Genomic DNA, 14,991 nt, shown 5'->3' on the forward strand with positions numbered 1-14,991 from the left:
TTGTCACATACCGCCGCCATTGCCTCCACCTTTCCGACAAAGATTTGTTATCAGGGTTGCAAATGAATATTCATACATATAAAGTGAATTTTAATTCAATAAGTGGCTTTAGCCAGGTGAGGAAAAAATGTCTACTCTGTATAAAAAGCACTTCTTAAAACTACTCGATTTTACCCCTGCAGAAATCACCACACTGCTGCAACTCGCGACCAAACTAAAAGCGGATAAAAAAAACGGCACGGAGTCGCCGAACCTGACCGGTAAAAACATCGCGCTCATCTTCGAAAAAGACTCAACCCGTACACGATGCTCTTTCGAAGTTGCCGCTTACGATCAGGGCGCTCGCGTCACTTATCTTGGTTCCAGCGGCAGCCAAATCGGCCATAAAGAATCAATTAAAGACACGGCTCGTGTGCTGGGCCGGATGTATGACGGCATTCAGTATCGTGGTTACGGCCAGGAGATCGTTGAAACGCTGGCGGAGTACGCAGGTGTCCCGGTATGGAACGGCCTAACCGATGAATTCCACCCTACTCAGCTGTTGGCGGACTTGCTCACCATGCAGGAACACCTGCCGGGGAAAGCCTTCAATGAAATGACGCTGGTGTATGCTGGCGATGCGCGTAACAACATGGGCAACTCTATGCTGGAAGCAGCGGCGTTGACCGGTCTTGACCTGCGTCTGGTCGCACCGCAGGCATGCTGGCCGGAAGCGAGCCTGGTGGCAGAATGTAAAGCGCTGGCGCAGAAAAATGGCGGCAACGTGACGCTGACCGAAGATATCGCCGCGGGCGTGAAAGGCGCGGACTTTATCTATACCGATGTGTGGGTGTCGATGGGCGAAGCCAAAGAGAAGTGGGCGGAACGTATTGCCCTGCTGCGCGATTACCAGGTCAACAGCGCAATGATGAAGCTGACCGGCAACCCGCAGGTGAAATTCCTGCACTGCCTGCCTGCGTTCCATGACGATCAGACAACGCTTGGCAAGAAAATGGCGGCGGAGTACGGCATGCACGGCGGGATGGAAGTGACCGATGAGGTCTTTGAATCAGCAGCCAGTGTTGTGTTCGATCAAGCCGAAAACCGGATGCATACCATCAAGTCGGTGATGGTGGCGACGCTTAGCAAATAAGCTGAAAAATAGCCCGGCCGAGCGCAGCGACGCCGGGAATCCCCGGAGTCGGCGCTATCGCTCCTCGTCCGGGCTACAAATATAGTCGTCGTCGGCCGGATAAGGCGCAGCCGCCATCCGGCAATCGACATCGTCAGGCAACCAGCAGTTTAATCACCGCTTTACGCACTTTCGCAGGCGTCCCTACGGCGCACAGCGGTTTGTGTACTTCACCCGGATAGAAGACCACGAAGTCACCTTCGTTCATCACCACCATTTTTTCCTGCTCGCCTTCCGGCAGAAACGCGATGTCTTTATCCGCCAGCCAGTCGGTGTCGGGTTTGCCCGCAGGCAACACGCTGAATGACATCCCTTCCTGACCTTTCAGGACTACCTGAATATCGAGATAACGCGCGTGATATTCAGCGCGGCGCTCAGCAAACGGCTCGGTCATATTTTCAGAGATGAGATAAAACAGACGGTTACCGTCGATGTCATATTTCCCTTCCGGGGTCTCATCGGTGACGTTGGCCTGAAGATGGACAATCGCCTGACGCAGTTCTTCCGGCAGCCATGACTGCAGGTGATGGATGTTGCCAATAATCATGATGACTCCACAAATAAAACAATGTTTCAATTTTAAGTTGTTATACGTAAAATCGCATTACCATACCAGTACTTTTTATCATGACTCTCCGCACCTGCCGGTCTGGCACACACTTTTCACCACTTACCACCTTTGAATTTAAATTCAACAAAACCAACTACACATTCAATGAGATCGTTTTCGTTGATGGAAATGTGAATTCCCCCCTTGATTGCCGGATAAAGCTGCGTATAATTCCGCTCCGTTTGCCAGGAGGAAATATGGTTCAGTGTGTACGACATCGCGTCCTACCGCGTCTGAAAACAGACGCTGGCCTGCCGTTTTTTCTTTCCGTTGCATCCGTATTCGTAAAGCCCCTTATTTAAGGGGCTTTTTTTTTGCGCCGTCGTCAGGAGATAAACATGGCTAATCCGCTGTATCAAAAACACATCATTTCCATAAACGATCTCAGCCGCGAAGACCTTGAGTTGGTTTTGGCGACCGCCGCTAAACTGAAAGCGAATCCACAGCCGGAACTGCTGAAGCACAAGGTTATCGCCAGCTGCTTCTTCGAGGCCTCGACGCGCACCCGTCTGTCTTTTGAAACCTCCATGCATCGCCTGGGCGCCAGCGTGGTCGGCTTCTCCGATAGCGCCAACACGTCGCTTGGCAAAAAAGGAGAAACCCTGGCTGACACCATTTCGGTCATCAGTACCTACGTCGATGCCATCGTCATGCGTCACCCGCAGGAAGGGGCAGCACGTCTGGCAACTGAATTCTCCGGCGGTATTCCGATTCTGAATGCGGGCGACGGTGCCAACCAGCACCCAACCCAGACGTTGCTCGACCTGTTTACCATTCAGGAAACTCAAGGAACACTCGAAAACCTGAACATCGCCATGGTCGGCGACCTGAAATATGGCCGCACCGTGCATTCACTGACCCAGGCGCTGGCAAAGTTTAACGGCAACCGTTTCTACTTTATCGCTCCAGACGCGCTGGCAATGCCGCAATACATCCTCGATATGCTCGATGAGAAAGGCATTGCCTGGAGCCTGCACAGCGCCATTGATGAAGTGATGGCAGAGGTTGATATCCTGTACATGACCCGCGTGCAGAAAGAGCGCCTCGACCCGTCCGAATACGCCAACGTGAAGGCGCAGTTCGTACTGCGTGCCGCAGACCTGGAAGGCGCACGCGACAACATGAAAGTGCTGCACCCGCTGCCGCGTATTGATGAGATCACCACCGATGTCGATAAAACGCCGCACGCCTGGTACTTCCAGCAGGCCGGTAACGGCATCTTCGCGCGCCAGGCGTTACTGGCACTGGTACTCAATAGCGAACTGGCTTAAGTAAGGGAGGGAATGACGATGACACACGATAACAAATTGCAGGTAGAAGCCATTAACCGTGGCACCGTGATTGACCATATCCCGGCGCAGGTCGGCTTTAAGCTACTGACGCTGTTCAAACTGACCGAAACCGACCAGCGCATCACCATCGGCCTGAACCTGCCGTCGGGTGAAATGGGTCGTAAAGATCTGATTAAAATTGAGAATACCTTCCTGACCGACGAGCAGGTTAACCAACTGTCCCTGTACGCACCACAAGCGACGGTCAACCGTATCGACAACTATGAAGTGGTGGGAAAATCCCGCCCGAGCCTGCCAGAGCGTATTGAGCGCGTACTGGTGTGCCCAAACAGCAACTGTATCAGCCATGCTGAGCCGGTTTCGTCGAGCTTTGCAGTGAAAAAACGCGCCGATGACATTGCTCTCAAATGCAAATACTGTGAAAAAGAGTTTTCCCATTATGTGGTGCTGGCCAACTAATTGCGGTTGGTATTGGTATTACGCCTCCCTATAATGGCTAAGACCTAATTATTGCAGTTCAACTGGAGATATCATGAGCAAGACTATTGCGACGGAAAAGGCACCAGCAGCCATCGGCCCATACGTTCAGGGCGTTGACCTGGGCAGCATGGTTATCACTTCCGGTCAGATCCCGGTCGACCCGAAAACCGGTAGCGTAGCGGATGACGTATCCGCTCAGGCTCGTCAGTCACTGGAAAACGTAAAAGCTATCGTTGAAGCCGCTGGCCTGAAAGTGGGCGATATCGTTAAAACGACCGTTTTCGTGAAAGATCTGAATGACTTCGCGACCGTTAACGCTACTTACGAAGCGTTCTTCACCGAGCACAATGCCACCTTCCCAGCGCGTTCTTGCGTCGAAGTGGCGCGTCTGCCAAAAGACGTGAAGATTGAAATCGAAGCGATTGCCGTGCGTCGCTAGTTTCAAGCAGGATGAAGAAAAGGCAGCCAATGGCTGCCTTTGTTGTTTTTGTGCGGCGGGTTTCCCCGGCGGCGCTGCGCTTGGCCGGGCTACGTTCGTGCATATTTGTTGCCCGGGGTTACGTACATGTTTGTCGCCCGGGATTTCGTGCATATTTGTTGCCCGGGGTTACGTGCATATTTGTCGCCCGGGATTTCGTGCATATTTGTTGCCCGGGATTTCGTGCATGTTTGTTGCCCGGGGTTACGTGCATGTTTGTTGCCCGGGGTTACGTGCATGTTTGTCGCCCGGAATTTCGTGCATGTTTGTCGCCCGGGGTTACGTGCATGTTTGTCGCCCGGGGTTACGTGCATATTTGTTGCCCGGGGTTACGTGCATATTTGTTGCCCGGGGTTACGTGCATATTTGTCGCCCAGGATTTCGCGCTCCTTTGTAGCCCGGCCAAGCGCAGCGCCGCCGGGGTCATTGCCGATTACTGCCAGCCGTAACGACGGGTGAAGAACCCTTTCACCATCTGCGTCAGCGTCATGTAACCCACCAGAATCGCCACCAGCCATGGGAAGTAGCTCAATGGCAATGGCTGCAATTGCAGGTAGCTTGCCAACGGCGAGAACGGTAACGCAATACCCGCCGCCATCACCAACAGCGTCATGGCAAACAGCGGCCACGCGGCACGGCTTTGCACGAACGGAATACGGCGAGTACGGATCATATGCACAATCAGCGTCTGCGACAGCAGCCCTTCAATAAACCAGCCGGATTGGAACAGCGTCTGCATTTCCGGCGTATTAGCCTTAAATACCCACCACATCAGGCAGAAGGTTAGAATGTCGAATATGGAACTTATCGGCCCGAAGAACACCATAAAGCGGCCCAAATCTGCCGGATTCCAGCGCTGCGGTTTTTGGATCTGTTCGTCATCAACGTTATCAAACGGCAGCGCCACCTGGGACACATCGTACAGCAGGTTCTGAATCAGTAAGTGTAACGGTAGCATTGGCAGGAACGGCAGGAAGGCGCTGGCCACCAGCACGCTAAAGACGTTCCCGAAGTTAGAACTGGCGGTCATCTTGATGTACTTGAGCATGTTCGAGAAGGTACGACGCCCTTCAATCACGCCCTGTTCCAGCACCATCAGGCTTTTTTCCAGCAGGATGATATCGGCCGCTTCACGGGCAATATCCACCGCGCCATCCACGGAAATCCCAATATCCGCCGCCCGCAGCGCCGGAGCATCATTGATGCCGTCGCCCATAAAGCCGACCACGTGCCCTTCGCGTTTGAGCAGGGTCACTATGCGCTCTTTATGCATTGGCGTCAGGCGGGCAAACAGCGTGGTGCGCCGCGCAAGCTCAGCCAGTTCGTCATCACTCAAATGTTCAAGGTCGCTACCGACAACCACCTCACCCGCATCCAGCCCCACCTCGTGACACACTTTAGCCGCCACCAGCTCGCTGTCACCGGTGAGAATTTTCACCGTAATGCCGCTGGCTTTCAGCGCTTTCAGCGCCGGTGCGGTAGTCTCTTTTGGTGGGTCGAGGAAGGCGATATAGCCTTCAAGGATCAGGTCAGACTCATCAATACGCTGATAATCACCTTCCCGCGCCGGGAGGAATTTGCTGGCAACGGCCACCACGCGCAGCCCCTGACGGTTCAGGGTATCCGTCACGCACTTGATGCGGCGCAGCATGGTGACATCCAGTGGGACGATTTCCCCGTTGTGATATACCTTAGAACAAACGTTGAGGATCTCTTGAAGTGCACCTTTGCAAATGAGCTTATGCACATCCGGCGTTTTGCTTACCACCACCGACATGCGGCGACGCTCGAAATCAAACGGGATCTCATCCACCTTCTGCCAGTCGCTGGAGAGCCGGCGGGCCGCCACTTCATCCACGCCTTCCAGCACCGCCGTGTCGAGCAGATTTTTCAGCCTGGTCTGGTAGTGGCTGTTGAGCCATGCGGTTTGCAGCACGCGCTCGCTAACCTTACCGGAGACATCGGTGTGGTTTTCCAGCACGATTTTATCCTGGGTCAGCGTCCCGGTTTTATCAGTGCAGAGGATATCCATTGCGCCAAAGTTCTGGATAGCATCGAGGTGCTTGACGATGACTTTCTGTTTCGACAACTTCACCGCCCCGCGCGCCAGCGTTGAGGTGACAATCATCGGCAACATTTCCGGCGTCAGGCCGACGGCGACAGAGAGGGCAAACAGCGCCGCTTCCCACCAGTCTCCTTTGGTGAAGCCGTTAATCACCAGCACAATAGGCGCCATCACCAGCATAAAGCGGATCAGCAGCATGCTGACGCGGCTGATGCCTTTCTGGAAAGCGTTCGGCTCGTTCTCCTGCTCGCTCACCCGTCCCGCCAATTGGCCGAACCAGGTGTTAGCCCCAGTAGCAATCACTATTGCCTGCGCAGTCCCGCTCACCACGTTGGTGCCCATAAAGCACAGGGTGTCGCACTCAAGCGGGTTGGTTTGATGCGGTTCACGGGTTTTTGCAACCTTCTCCACCGGCAGAGATTCACCGGTCAGCGAGGCCTGGGCGACAAACAGGTCGCGCGCCTGAATCACCCGCAGATCGGCGGGGATCATGTCTCCGGCGGCAAGCTTAACAATATCGCCAGGCACCAGTTGGTCGATAGGCAATTCCACCCAACTGCTCTCGCCCTTTTCATTAATGACGCGCAGCACCGTGGCGGTGTTGCTCACCATCGCTTTCAGGGTGTCGGCGGCTTTGGTTGAGCGCGCTTCCTGGACGAAATTCAGTAGTGTGGAAATCCCCACCATCAGCACGATAACCCCCGCCGCGAACAAATCTTCCGTGGCGTAGGACACCGCTGCCAGCACGGTCAGCAGGATGTTGAACGGATTGCGGTAGCACAGCCACAAATGCACCCACCACGGCTGTGGTTGCTGCGCGGGCAGTTGGTTTTCGCCGTGAGCCGCCCGTGCCTGCTCAACTTCTGCCGCGTTAAGCCCTTCGGGATGCGTATTAAATACCTGCCACAATTCCTGCTCGCTTAACTGCGCCATGTTCAGGCAGTGTTCGCTCAGCGATGGCGGAATGGGCGTGCTGACGACACTTTGTTGAGTCGGCATCGGATCGCGCTGCACCAAACGGTGCGGCAGGTGACGGCTAAGCTGAGCAAACAGCTGCCGGGTGAAATTTTTCAGCATACAACGTCCCCCACAGCCGCGAAAAGCGACTGCAGTCTGTCCTGCAGGCACAGAAAATCTGTACCTTGAGGCACTTAATTTTTAACGCAGGGACATACTATGAGATGTCACTGCCTCACAAATCGGTAAGGCAGTGAAAACTGGCTTACCGGAAAGTTACTCTCCAGCGGGAGAGAGGGGTGGGATCGGGATCCATAACGCCTCCGGTAAGGAAATAGGGATAATTCGCCGCGAATTATACGGAGAAAATCTCAAGTTGTGTGACAATTAGAGCGATATAATAACGGCGGGCAATTCAACGGCACGTCAACCATCAGGTTTGACAATGAAAATATTCACGCGGGGCAACTATATGGAAAATCGGCTGACCATCAAAGACATCGCTCGTCTGAGCGGCGTCGGTAAATCAACCGTGTCCCGCGTACTGAATAATGAGAGCGGGGTCAGCGACCGCACGCGTGAACGCGTAGAAGCCGTCATGTTACAACAAGGCTTCTCCCCTTCCCGCTCGGCGCGCGCTATGCGGGGGCAAAGCGATAAAGTGGTCGCCATTATCGTCACCCGTCTGGACTCGCTGTCAGAAAACCTTGCCGTACAAACCATGCTGCCCGCCTTCTACGAGCAGGGCTACGACCCGATTATGATGGAAAGCCAGTTCTCGCCGGAGAAAGTGGCCGAGCATCTGGCAATGCTTAAGCGACGTAATATTGACGGCGTTGTCCTGTTTGGCTTTACCGGCGTGGTGGAAGACACGCTGGCGAACTGGCAGTCAACGCTAGTGCTGATGGCACGGGATGCTCACGGTTTTGCCTCAGTTTGCTACGACGATACCGGTGCCATTACCCAACTGATGCAGCGCCTGTACGATCAGGGCCATCTCCATATCAGTTTCCTTGGGGTTCCGACAAACGATGCCACCACCGGTCAGCGTCGTCATGATGCTTACCAGGCTTTCTGTCAGCAATACTCGCTGATGCCGGTTGCCGCATTGCCGGGTCTGGCGATGAAGCAAGGCTACGACTTTGCCCGCCAGGTGATTACCCCTGAAACCACCGCGCTCATTTGCGCCACCGACACGCTCGCATTGGGAGCCAGCAAGTATCTTCAGGAGCAGCGCATCGACAACGTGCAGCTCGCAAGCGTCGGTAATACCCCCCTGACTAAGTTCCTGCACCCGGAAATTATCACCGTCGATCCCGGTTATGCCGAGGCCGGACGCCGCGCCGCAGAACAGCTCATCGCCCAAATCAGCGGTAAAAGCGAACCGCTGCAGATAGTGATCCCCGCGATCCTGACCTAAGCTTACTATCAGCTTTAATGTGATCGTCGCGACGTTTCGGGAACGTTCCCATTTTCCCAAAAACGTAAACCCGGTACGCTTATGTTCAGCGTAATAACTACGGTTTTGATCCTGAGTCCGTCAGATGGCTAGCTCAACAGACAATCTGAAGTGGCGGGTATCGGGGAGATCTCACCTCTGTTTTAAGGCCCAATAATGAGCAAAAAAATAGAACAACAGAACATCGATAAACTTATCGAACTGGTCGGCGGGCGCGATAACATCGCCACCGTCAGCCACTGCATCACGCGCCTGCGCTTCGTGCTAAACGATCCGGCGAAAGCCAATCCAAAAGCCATCGAAGAGCTACCAATGGTAAAAGGTTGCTTTACCAATGCCGGGCAATTCCAGGTGGTTATCGGCACCGAAGTGGGCGATTACTATGAAGCCCTTCTCGCCACCACCGGCCAAAAGTCGGCGGATAAAGAGCAGGCAAAACTGGCGGCGCGCCAGAATATGAAATGGCACGAGCAGATGATTTCCCACTTTGCGGAAATCTTCTTCCCACTGCTGCCCGCGCTTATCAGCGGGGGTTTGATCTTAGGCTTCCGTAACGTTATCGGCGATCTGCCGATGAGCAACGGCCAGACGCTGGCGCAGATGCACCCGTCGCTGCAAACCGCCTATGACTTCTTATGGTTAATTGGTGAGGCGATCTTCTTCTATCTGCCGGTCGGTATCTGCTGGTCTGCGGTGAAGAAAATGGGCGGCACGCCGATTCTCGGTATCGTGCTCGGCGTGACGCTGGTTTCCCCGCAGCTAATGAACGCCTACATGCTGGGTCAGCAGGTCCCTGAAGTGTGGAACTTCGGTCTGTTCACCATCGAGAAAGTCGGCTATCAGGCGCAAGTTATCCCCGCGCTGCTGGCCGGTCTGACATTAGGCTTTATTGAAACGCGTCTGAAACGCATCGTGCCAGACTACCTGTATCTGGTTATCGTGCCGGTGTGCTCGCTGATCCTCGCCGTGTTCCTCGCCCACGCCATTATCGGCCCGTTCGGCCGCTGGATTGGCGACGGTGTGGCCTTCGCCGTGCGTCACCTGCTGACCGGCAGCTTCGCACCGATTGGCGCGGCGCTGTTCGGCTTCCTGTATGCGCCGCTGGTTATCACCGGTGTACACCAGACCACGCTGGCGATTGATATGCAGATGATCCAGAGCATGGGCGGCACCCCGGTATGGCCGATGATCGCGCTGTCGAACATCGCGCAGGCTTCTGCCGTTGTGGGCATCATCATTTGCAGCCGTAAGGCGAAAGAACGTGAAATCTCCGTTCCTGCCGCGATCTCTGCCTATCTCGGCGTCACCGAACCGGCGATGTACGGGATTAACCTGAAGTACCGCTTCCCAATGCTGTGCGCCATGATTGGCTCCGGTATTGCGGGTCTGCTGTGTGGCCTGTACGGCGTGCTGGCGAATGGTATCGGCGTTGGCGGCCTGCCGGGCATCCTGTCGATTAAACCGACCTTTTGGGGCGTTTACAGCATCGCGATGATCATCTCCATTGTGGTGCCAATCATTCTGACCATGGTGGTCTACAAGCGTAAACAGAAAATGGGCACGCTGCCGGTCATGTAAATCTCATCGTTGTTCGGGGCGCAATTGCGCCCCTTCGCCTTCTTCAAGGACAATTCTATGAATACACTTCCTCATTGGTGGCAGAACGGTGTCATCTACCAGATTTACCCAAAGAGTTTTCAGGACACCACCGGCAGCGGCACGGGAGATCTGCGCGGTGTAACCTCACGCCTTGATTACCTGCAAAAGCTCGGTATTGACGCCATCTGGCTGACGCCGTTCTACGTTTCCCCGCAGGTGGATAACGGTTATGACATTGCCGACTACACCACCATCGACCCGTCTTACGGTACGATCGATGACTTCGACCAGCTGATTACCGAGGCCCATCAACGTGGGATCCGCATCGTGCTTGATATGGTGTTGAACCATACCTCAACCCACCACGCCTGGTTTAAAGAGTCGCGCAAAAAGGACAGTCCCTACCGCCAGTTCTATATCTGGCGCGACGGCACGCCGGACACACCACCAAACAACTGGCGATCCAAGTTTGGCGGTAACGCCTGGCAGTGGGACGCCGAAAGTGGTCAGTATTATCTGCACCTGTTTGCCACCGAGCAGGCCGATCTCAACTGGGAAAACCCAACGGTTCGCGACGAGCTGAAAAAAGTTTGTGAGTTCTGGGCCGATCGTGGCGTTGACGGCCTGCGCCTCGACGTGGTGAACCTGATCTCCAAAGATCAGTCCTTCCCGGATGACCAACAAGGCGATGGTCGCCGCTTTTATACCGACGGCCCACGCGTTCACGAATACCTGCAGGAATTCAGCCGCGATGTGTTTACCCCACGCGGGCTAATGACCGTCGGCGAGATGTCGTCAACCACGCTGGATCACTGCCAGCAGTACGCGTCGCTTAACGGCAAAGAGCTGTCGATGACCTTTAACTTCCATCACCTCAAAGTGGACTACCCCGGCGGCGAGAAGTGGACGTTAGCGCGCCCGGACTTTGTGGCACTAAAAGCGCTGTTCAGCCACTGGCAGCAAGGCATGCACAACCGGGCGTGGAACGCGCTGTTCTGGTGTAACCATGACCAGCCGCGTATTGTTTCGCGCTTTGGCGACGAGGGTGAACATCGCGTCCATGCGGCGAAAATGCTGGCGATGGTGCTGCACGGGATGCAGGGCACACCGTACATCTACCAGGGTGAAGAAATCGGCATGACCAACCCACATTTCGCGAAGATCGAACAATATCGCGACGTGGAGAGCCACAATATGTATGCCGAGCGGTTAGCGCAGGGGCAGACTCCCGACGAGTTGCTGGCGATCCTCGCGACAAAATCGCGTGATAACAGCCGCACCCCGATGCAGTGGGATGCTAGCCCGAACGCGGGATTCACCGCAGGTGAACCGTGGATTGGCACTGGCGATAACTACGCCGACATTAACGTCGAGCAGGCGCTGGCCGATCCGGATTCGGTGTTCTATGCCTATCAACAGCTGATTACGCTGCGAAAATCTCAGCCGGTACTGACCTGGGGCGATTATCAGGATCTGTTACCCGAGCATCCGTCGCTGTGGTGCTATCGTCGTCAACATGAGGGACAAAGCCTGCTGGTTGTCGCCAACCTCAGCGCCGAGCCGCAGGATTGGCAACCACCGGCAGATTCCACCGATGGGCAAGTGCTGATGAGCAACTACGATACGCCAGCCGGCATGACGCTGCGTCCGTTTGAAGCTATCTGGTGGCTTCAGGGCTAAGTTAATGGCCCGGCGGCGCAACGCTGCCGGGCTTGTCGAGATTATGCAATTTTCAGTTCATTTTTGAGCAATTATTGCGCAACACAATTTACATTCTCCACAACGCCTGCCATCTGTACTCTTGCATTTTTACTTTGTCCTGAATCAATAAAACCGCAAACATCTTTGGTGCAAATCACTACATATAGAACTTAAAATGCTTCCCGGCCCAACATATGGTATTTATCGACTATCATTGCAACAACAAGAATCACGAAAAAGATAGTGGGTATGTGGATAACCTGGGCCGCGAGTGAGGGAAAGTATTGGTGACTGGCGCTATTACGCCAATTGCCCTTTTCCCACCTCTGTGGATAACCTGTTCTTATAAATAATGGAGTGATCATGACACCGCATGTGATGAAACGAGATGGCTGTAAAGTGCCATTCAAATCAGAGCGCATTAAAGAAGCCATTCTACGTGCAGCTAAAGCAGCGGGAGTCGATGACGCAGACTATTGCGCCACCGTCGCAGCAATCGTTAGCCAACAAATGCAGGACCAACCGCAGGTCGATATCAACGAAATTCAGACCGCCGTTGAGAATCAGCTGATGTCCGGGCCGTACAAGCAGTTGGCTCGTTCTTATATCGAATATCGCCATGACCGCGACAGCCAGCGCGAAAAGCGCGGCCGTCTGAATCAGGAAATTCGCGGTCTGGTTGAGCAGACCAACTCAGCGTTACTGAACGAAAACGCCAACAAAGACAGTAAAGTCATCCCAACCCAGCGCGACCTGCTGGCCGGTATCGTGGCCAAGCACTATGCGCGTCAGCACCTGCTGCCGCACGACGTAGTGATGGCGCACGAGCGTGGCATGCTTCACTACCACGACCTCGACTATTCCCCATTCTTCCCGATGTTCAACTGTATGCTTATCGATCTGAAAGGCATGCTGACTCAGGGCTTTAAGATGGGTAACGCGGAAATTGAGCCGCCAAAATCTATCTCTACTGCCACCGCGGTTACCGCACAGATCATCGCGCAGGTAGCCAGCCACATTTACGGCGGCACCACCATTAACCGTATTGATGAAGTTCTGGCACCGTTCGTGACCGAGAGCTTTAAAAAGCACAGTAAAACCGCAGAAGAGTGGCAGATCCCGAACGCCGAAGAGTATGCCCTTTCTCGCACCGAGAAAGAGTGCTACGACGCCTTCCAGTCGCTGGAGTATGAGGTGAATACGCTGCATACCGCCAACGGCCAGACACCGTTCGTCACCTTTGGTTTTGGTCTGGGAACCACCTGGGAATCACGTCTGATTCAGCAGTCTATTCTGCGCAACCGCATAGCGGGTCTGGGTAAAAACCGTAAAACGGCGGTGTTCCCGAAACTGGTCTTCGCCATTCGCGACGGTCTGAACCACAAGCCGGGCGACGCCAACTACGACATCAAACAGCTGGCGCTGGAGTGCGCAAGCAAGCGCATGTACCCAGACATTCTCAACTACGATCAGGTGGTTAAGGTTACCGGTTCATTCAAAACGCCAATGGGTTGCCGCAGCTTCCTCGGCGTGTGGGAAAACGAGGACGGCGAGCAGGTACATGATGGGCGTAACAACCTCGGCGTGATTAGCCTCAACCTGCCGCGTATTGCGCTGGAAGCTAAAGGCGATGAAGCCGCATTCTGGACGCTGCTGGACGAACGTCTGCTGCTGGCGCGTAAAGCGCTGATGACCCGCATTGCGCGTCTGGAAGGCGTGAAAGCCCGTGTCGCACCTATCCTCTACATGGAAGGCGCTTGCGGCGTTCGTCTGAAAGCCGACGACGATGTGTCTGAAATCTTCAAGAATGGCCGTGCGTCAATTTCACTGGGCTACATCGGGATCCACGAAACTATCAACGCCCTGTTCGGCAACAGCCACATGTACGACAGCGAAATGCTGCGTGAAAAAGGCGTTGCCATCGTTCAGCGTCTGCGTGATGCCGTTGACCAGTGGAAAGACGAAACCGGCTACGGTTTCAGCCTGTACAGCACGCCGAGCGAGAACCTGTGCGACCGTTTCTGCCGTCTGGATACCGCCGAGTTTGGCCTGGTAGAAGGCGTGACCGACAAAGGCTATTACACCAACAGCTTCCACCTCGACGTGGAGAAGAAGGTGAATCCGTACGACAAAATCGATTTTGAAGCGGCCTATCCGCCAATCGCTAACGGTGGTTTCATTTGCTACGGCGAGTACCCGAACATTCAGCACAACCTGAAAGCGCTGGAAGACGTGTGGGATTACAGCTACAAGCACGTGCCGTACTACGGGACCAACACGCCAATCGATGAATGCTACGAGTGCGGTTTTACCGGTGAGTTTGAATGCACCAGCAAAGGCTTCACCTGCCCGAAATGCGGTAACCACGACGCGGCGCGCGTCTCCGTTACCCGCCGCGTGTGCGGCTACCTCGGCAGCCCGGATGCGCGTCCGTTCAACGCCGGTAAGCAAGAAGAAGTGAAGCGCCGTGTGAAACATCTGGGTAACGGGCAGCTCGGTTAATTCCGCGCGATTTTCCCCTCACCCTAACCCTCTCCCCACAGGGGAGAGGGAACCGCTCACAGCGCATTGCGCCCTCGTTTTTCGCGAAGCAATTAACGTCAGAGCAAGGCGGCAAACGAAGGAATCCCTGGGAGCTTACATAAGTAAGTGACCAGGGTGAGTGAGTGCAGCCAACGCAGTTATGGCGTTAATTGAGAAGCGAAAATGAATTACCACCAGTATTACCCGGTCGATATCGTCAACGGCCCCGGCACACGCTGCACGCTGTTCGTTTCCGGCTGCGTTCATGAATGTCCCGGCTGCTACAACAAGAGCACCTGGCGCGTAAACTCCGGCCAGCCATTCACCGAAGAGATGGCTGACCGCATCATTGCCGATCTGAACGATACGCGCGTCAAACGCCAGGGGATCACCCTTTCCGGCGGCGACCCGCTGCACCCGCAGAACGTGCCGGAAATCCTGAAACTGGTGCAACGCATCCATGCCGAATGCTCTGGCAAAGATATCTGGGTGTGGACGGGCTACAAGCTGGATGAACTGAACGCGGCGCAGATGGAAGTCGTGAACCTCATCAACGTGCTGGTCGATGGCAAGTTCGTGCAGGACTTAAAAGACCCGGCGCTTATCTGGCGCGGAAGCAGCAATCAGGTAGTGCATCACCTGCGGTAATCTCCTGC

General features: G+C 54.7%; 14 protein-coding genes. 11 read left to right on the plus strand and 3 right to left on the minus strand.

Translation table 11 applies throughout. The features are described from left to right. The first annotated feature begins 62 nt into the window (after positions 1 to 62). A complete protein-coding gene (gene argL / locus U0026_RS22805) occupies positions 63 to 158 on the plus strand; it encodes a putative translational regulatory protein ArgL (RefSeq protein ID WP_370922384.1) in 96 nt (31 codons plus the stop codon). Further along, a complete protein-coding gene (argF, locus tag U0026_RS19910) occupies positions 128 to 1,132 on the plus strand; it encodes an ornithine carbamoyltransferase (RefSeq protein ID WP_062777809.1) in 1,005 nt (334 codons plus the stop codon). Before argL ends, argF begins: the two co-directional genes overlap by 31 nt. A gap of 133 nt (positions 1,133 to 1,265) precedes the next feature. Here argF and U0026_RS19915 read toward each other — a convergent pair whose 3' ends face one another. After that, positions 1,266 to 1,718, minus strand: a complete 453-nt coding sequence (locus U0026_RS19915) for a YhcH/YjgK/YiaL family protein (RefSeq protein WP_062777807.1) — start codon at positions 1,716 to 1,718, stop codon at positions 1,266 to 1,268. A 260-nt stretch (positions 1,719 to 1,978) separates the two neighbouring features. Here U0026_RS19915 and U0026_RS19920 point away from each other — a divergent pair, with 260 nt between their 5' ends. From U0026_RS19920 to ridA, 4 genes are all read left to right on the plus strand, one after another. Next, positions 1,979 to 2,083, plus strand: coding sequence for a pyrBI operon leader peptide (locus U0026_RS19920; protein WP_072351778.1), 105 nt, complete (start codon positions 1,979 to 1,981; stop codon positions 2,081 to 2,083). 36 nt (positions 2,084 to 2,119) lie between these two features. Next, positions 2,120 to 3,052 (plus strand): aspartate carbamoyltransferase, encoded by a 933-nt coding sequence (gene pyrB, locus U0026_RS19925; RefSeq protein WP_062777805.1) that lies wholly within the window; start codon positions 2,120 to 2,122, stop codon positions 3,050 to 3,052. Positions 3,053 to 3,070: 18 nt separating this feature from the next. Next, entirely contained in the window at positions 3,071 to 3,532 is a 462-nt protein-coding gene (pyrI, locus tag U0026_RS19930; RefSeq protein WP_062777849.1) for an aspartate carbamoyltransferase regulatory subunit, read from the plus strand. A gap of 73 nt (positions 3,533 to 3,605) precedes the next feature. Then, positions 3,606 to 3,992 (plus strand): 2-iminobutanoate/2-iminopropanoate deaminase, encoded by a 387-nt coding sequence (gene ridA, locus U0026_RS19935; protein WP_062777803.1) that lies wholly within the window; start codon positions 3,606 to 3,608, stop codon positions 3,990 to 3,992. 472 nt (positions 3,993 to 4,464) lie between these two features. Here the strand turns inward: ridA and mgtA are convergent, their stop codons facing one another. Then, entirely contained in the window at positions 4,465 to 7,173 is a 2,709-nt protein-coding gene (gene mgtA, locus U0026_RS19940) for a magnesium-translocating P-type ATPase (RefSeq protein WP_062777801.1), read from the minus strand. 145 nt (positions 7,174 to 7,318) lie between these two features. After that, entirely contained in the window at positions 7,319 to 7,369 is a 51-nt protein-coding gene (gene mgtL, locus U0026_RS22810) for a mgtA regulatory leader peptide MgtL (protein ID WP_122983162.1), read from the minus strand. Between the two features lie 156 nt (positions 7,370 to 7,525). On the opposite strand from mgtL, the gene treR reads away from it, so the two are divergent. The 5 genes from treR to nrdG all read left to right on the plus strand — a co-directional run bounded on the left by treR (position 7,526) and on the right by nrdG (position 14,983). Then, entirely contained in the window at positions 7,526 to 8,473 is a 948-nt protein-coding gene (gene treR / locus U0026_RS19945; protein ID WP_062777847.1) for a trehalose operon repressor TreR, read from the plus strand. 195 nt (positions 8,474 to 8,668) lie between these two features. Then, complete coding sequence (treB, locus tag U0026_RS19950) at positions 8,669 to 10,090, plus strand: PTS trehalose transporter subunit IIBC (RefSeq protein WP_062777799.1); 1,422 nt, start codon at positions 8,669 to 8,671, stop codon at positions 10,088 to 10,090. A gap of 57 nt (positions 10,091 to 10,147) precedes the next feature. Beyond that, positions 10,148 to 11,791 carry an alpha,alpha-phosphotrehalase gene (gene treC, locus U0026_RS19955; protein ID WP_062777797.1) on the plus strand — a complete coding sequence of 548 codons (1,644 nt, stop codon included), beginning with the start codon at positions 10,148 to 10,150 and terminating at the stop codon, positions 11,789 to 11,791. Between the two features lie 384 nt (positions 11,792 to 12,175). Further along, complete coding sequence (gene nrdD, locus U0026_RS19960) at positions 12,176 to 14,314, plus strand: anaerobic ribonucleoside-triphosphate reductase (RefSeq protein WP_062777793.1); 2,139 nt, start codon at positions 12,176 to 12,178, stop codon at positions 14,312 to 14,314. 204 nt (positions 14,315 to 14,518) lie between these two features. Then, positions 14,519 to 14,983 carry an anaerobic ribonucleoside-triphosphate reductase-activating protein gene (nrdG, locus tag U0026_RS19965; protein WP_062777791.1) on the plus strand — a complete coding sequence of 155 codons (465 nt, stop codon included), beginning with the start codon at positions 14,519 to 14,521 and terminating at the stop codon, positions 14,981 to 14,983. The last annotated feature ends 8 nt before the right edge of the window (positions 14,984 to 14,991 follow it).

Source organism: Kluyvera intermedia (assembly GCF_034424175.1).
GTDB classification, from domain to species: domain Bacteria; phylum Pseudomonadota; class Gammaproteobacteria; order Enterobacterales; family Enterobacteriaceae; genus Kluyvera; species Kluyvera intermedia.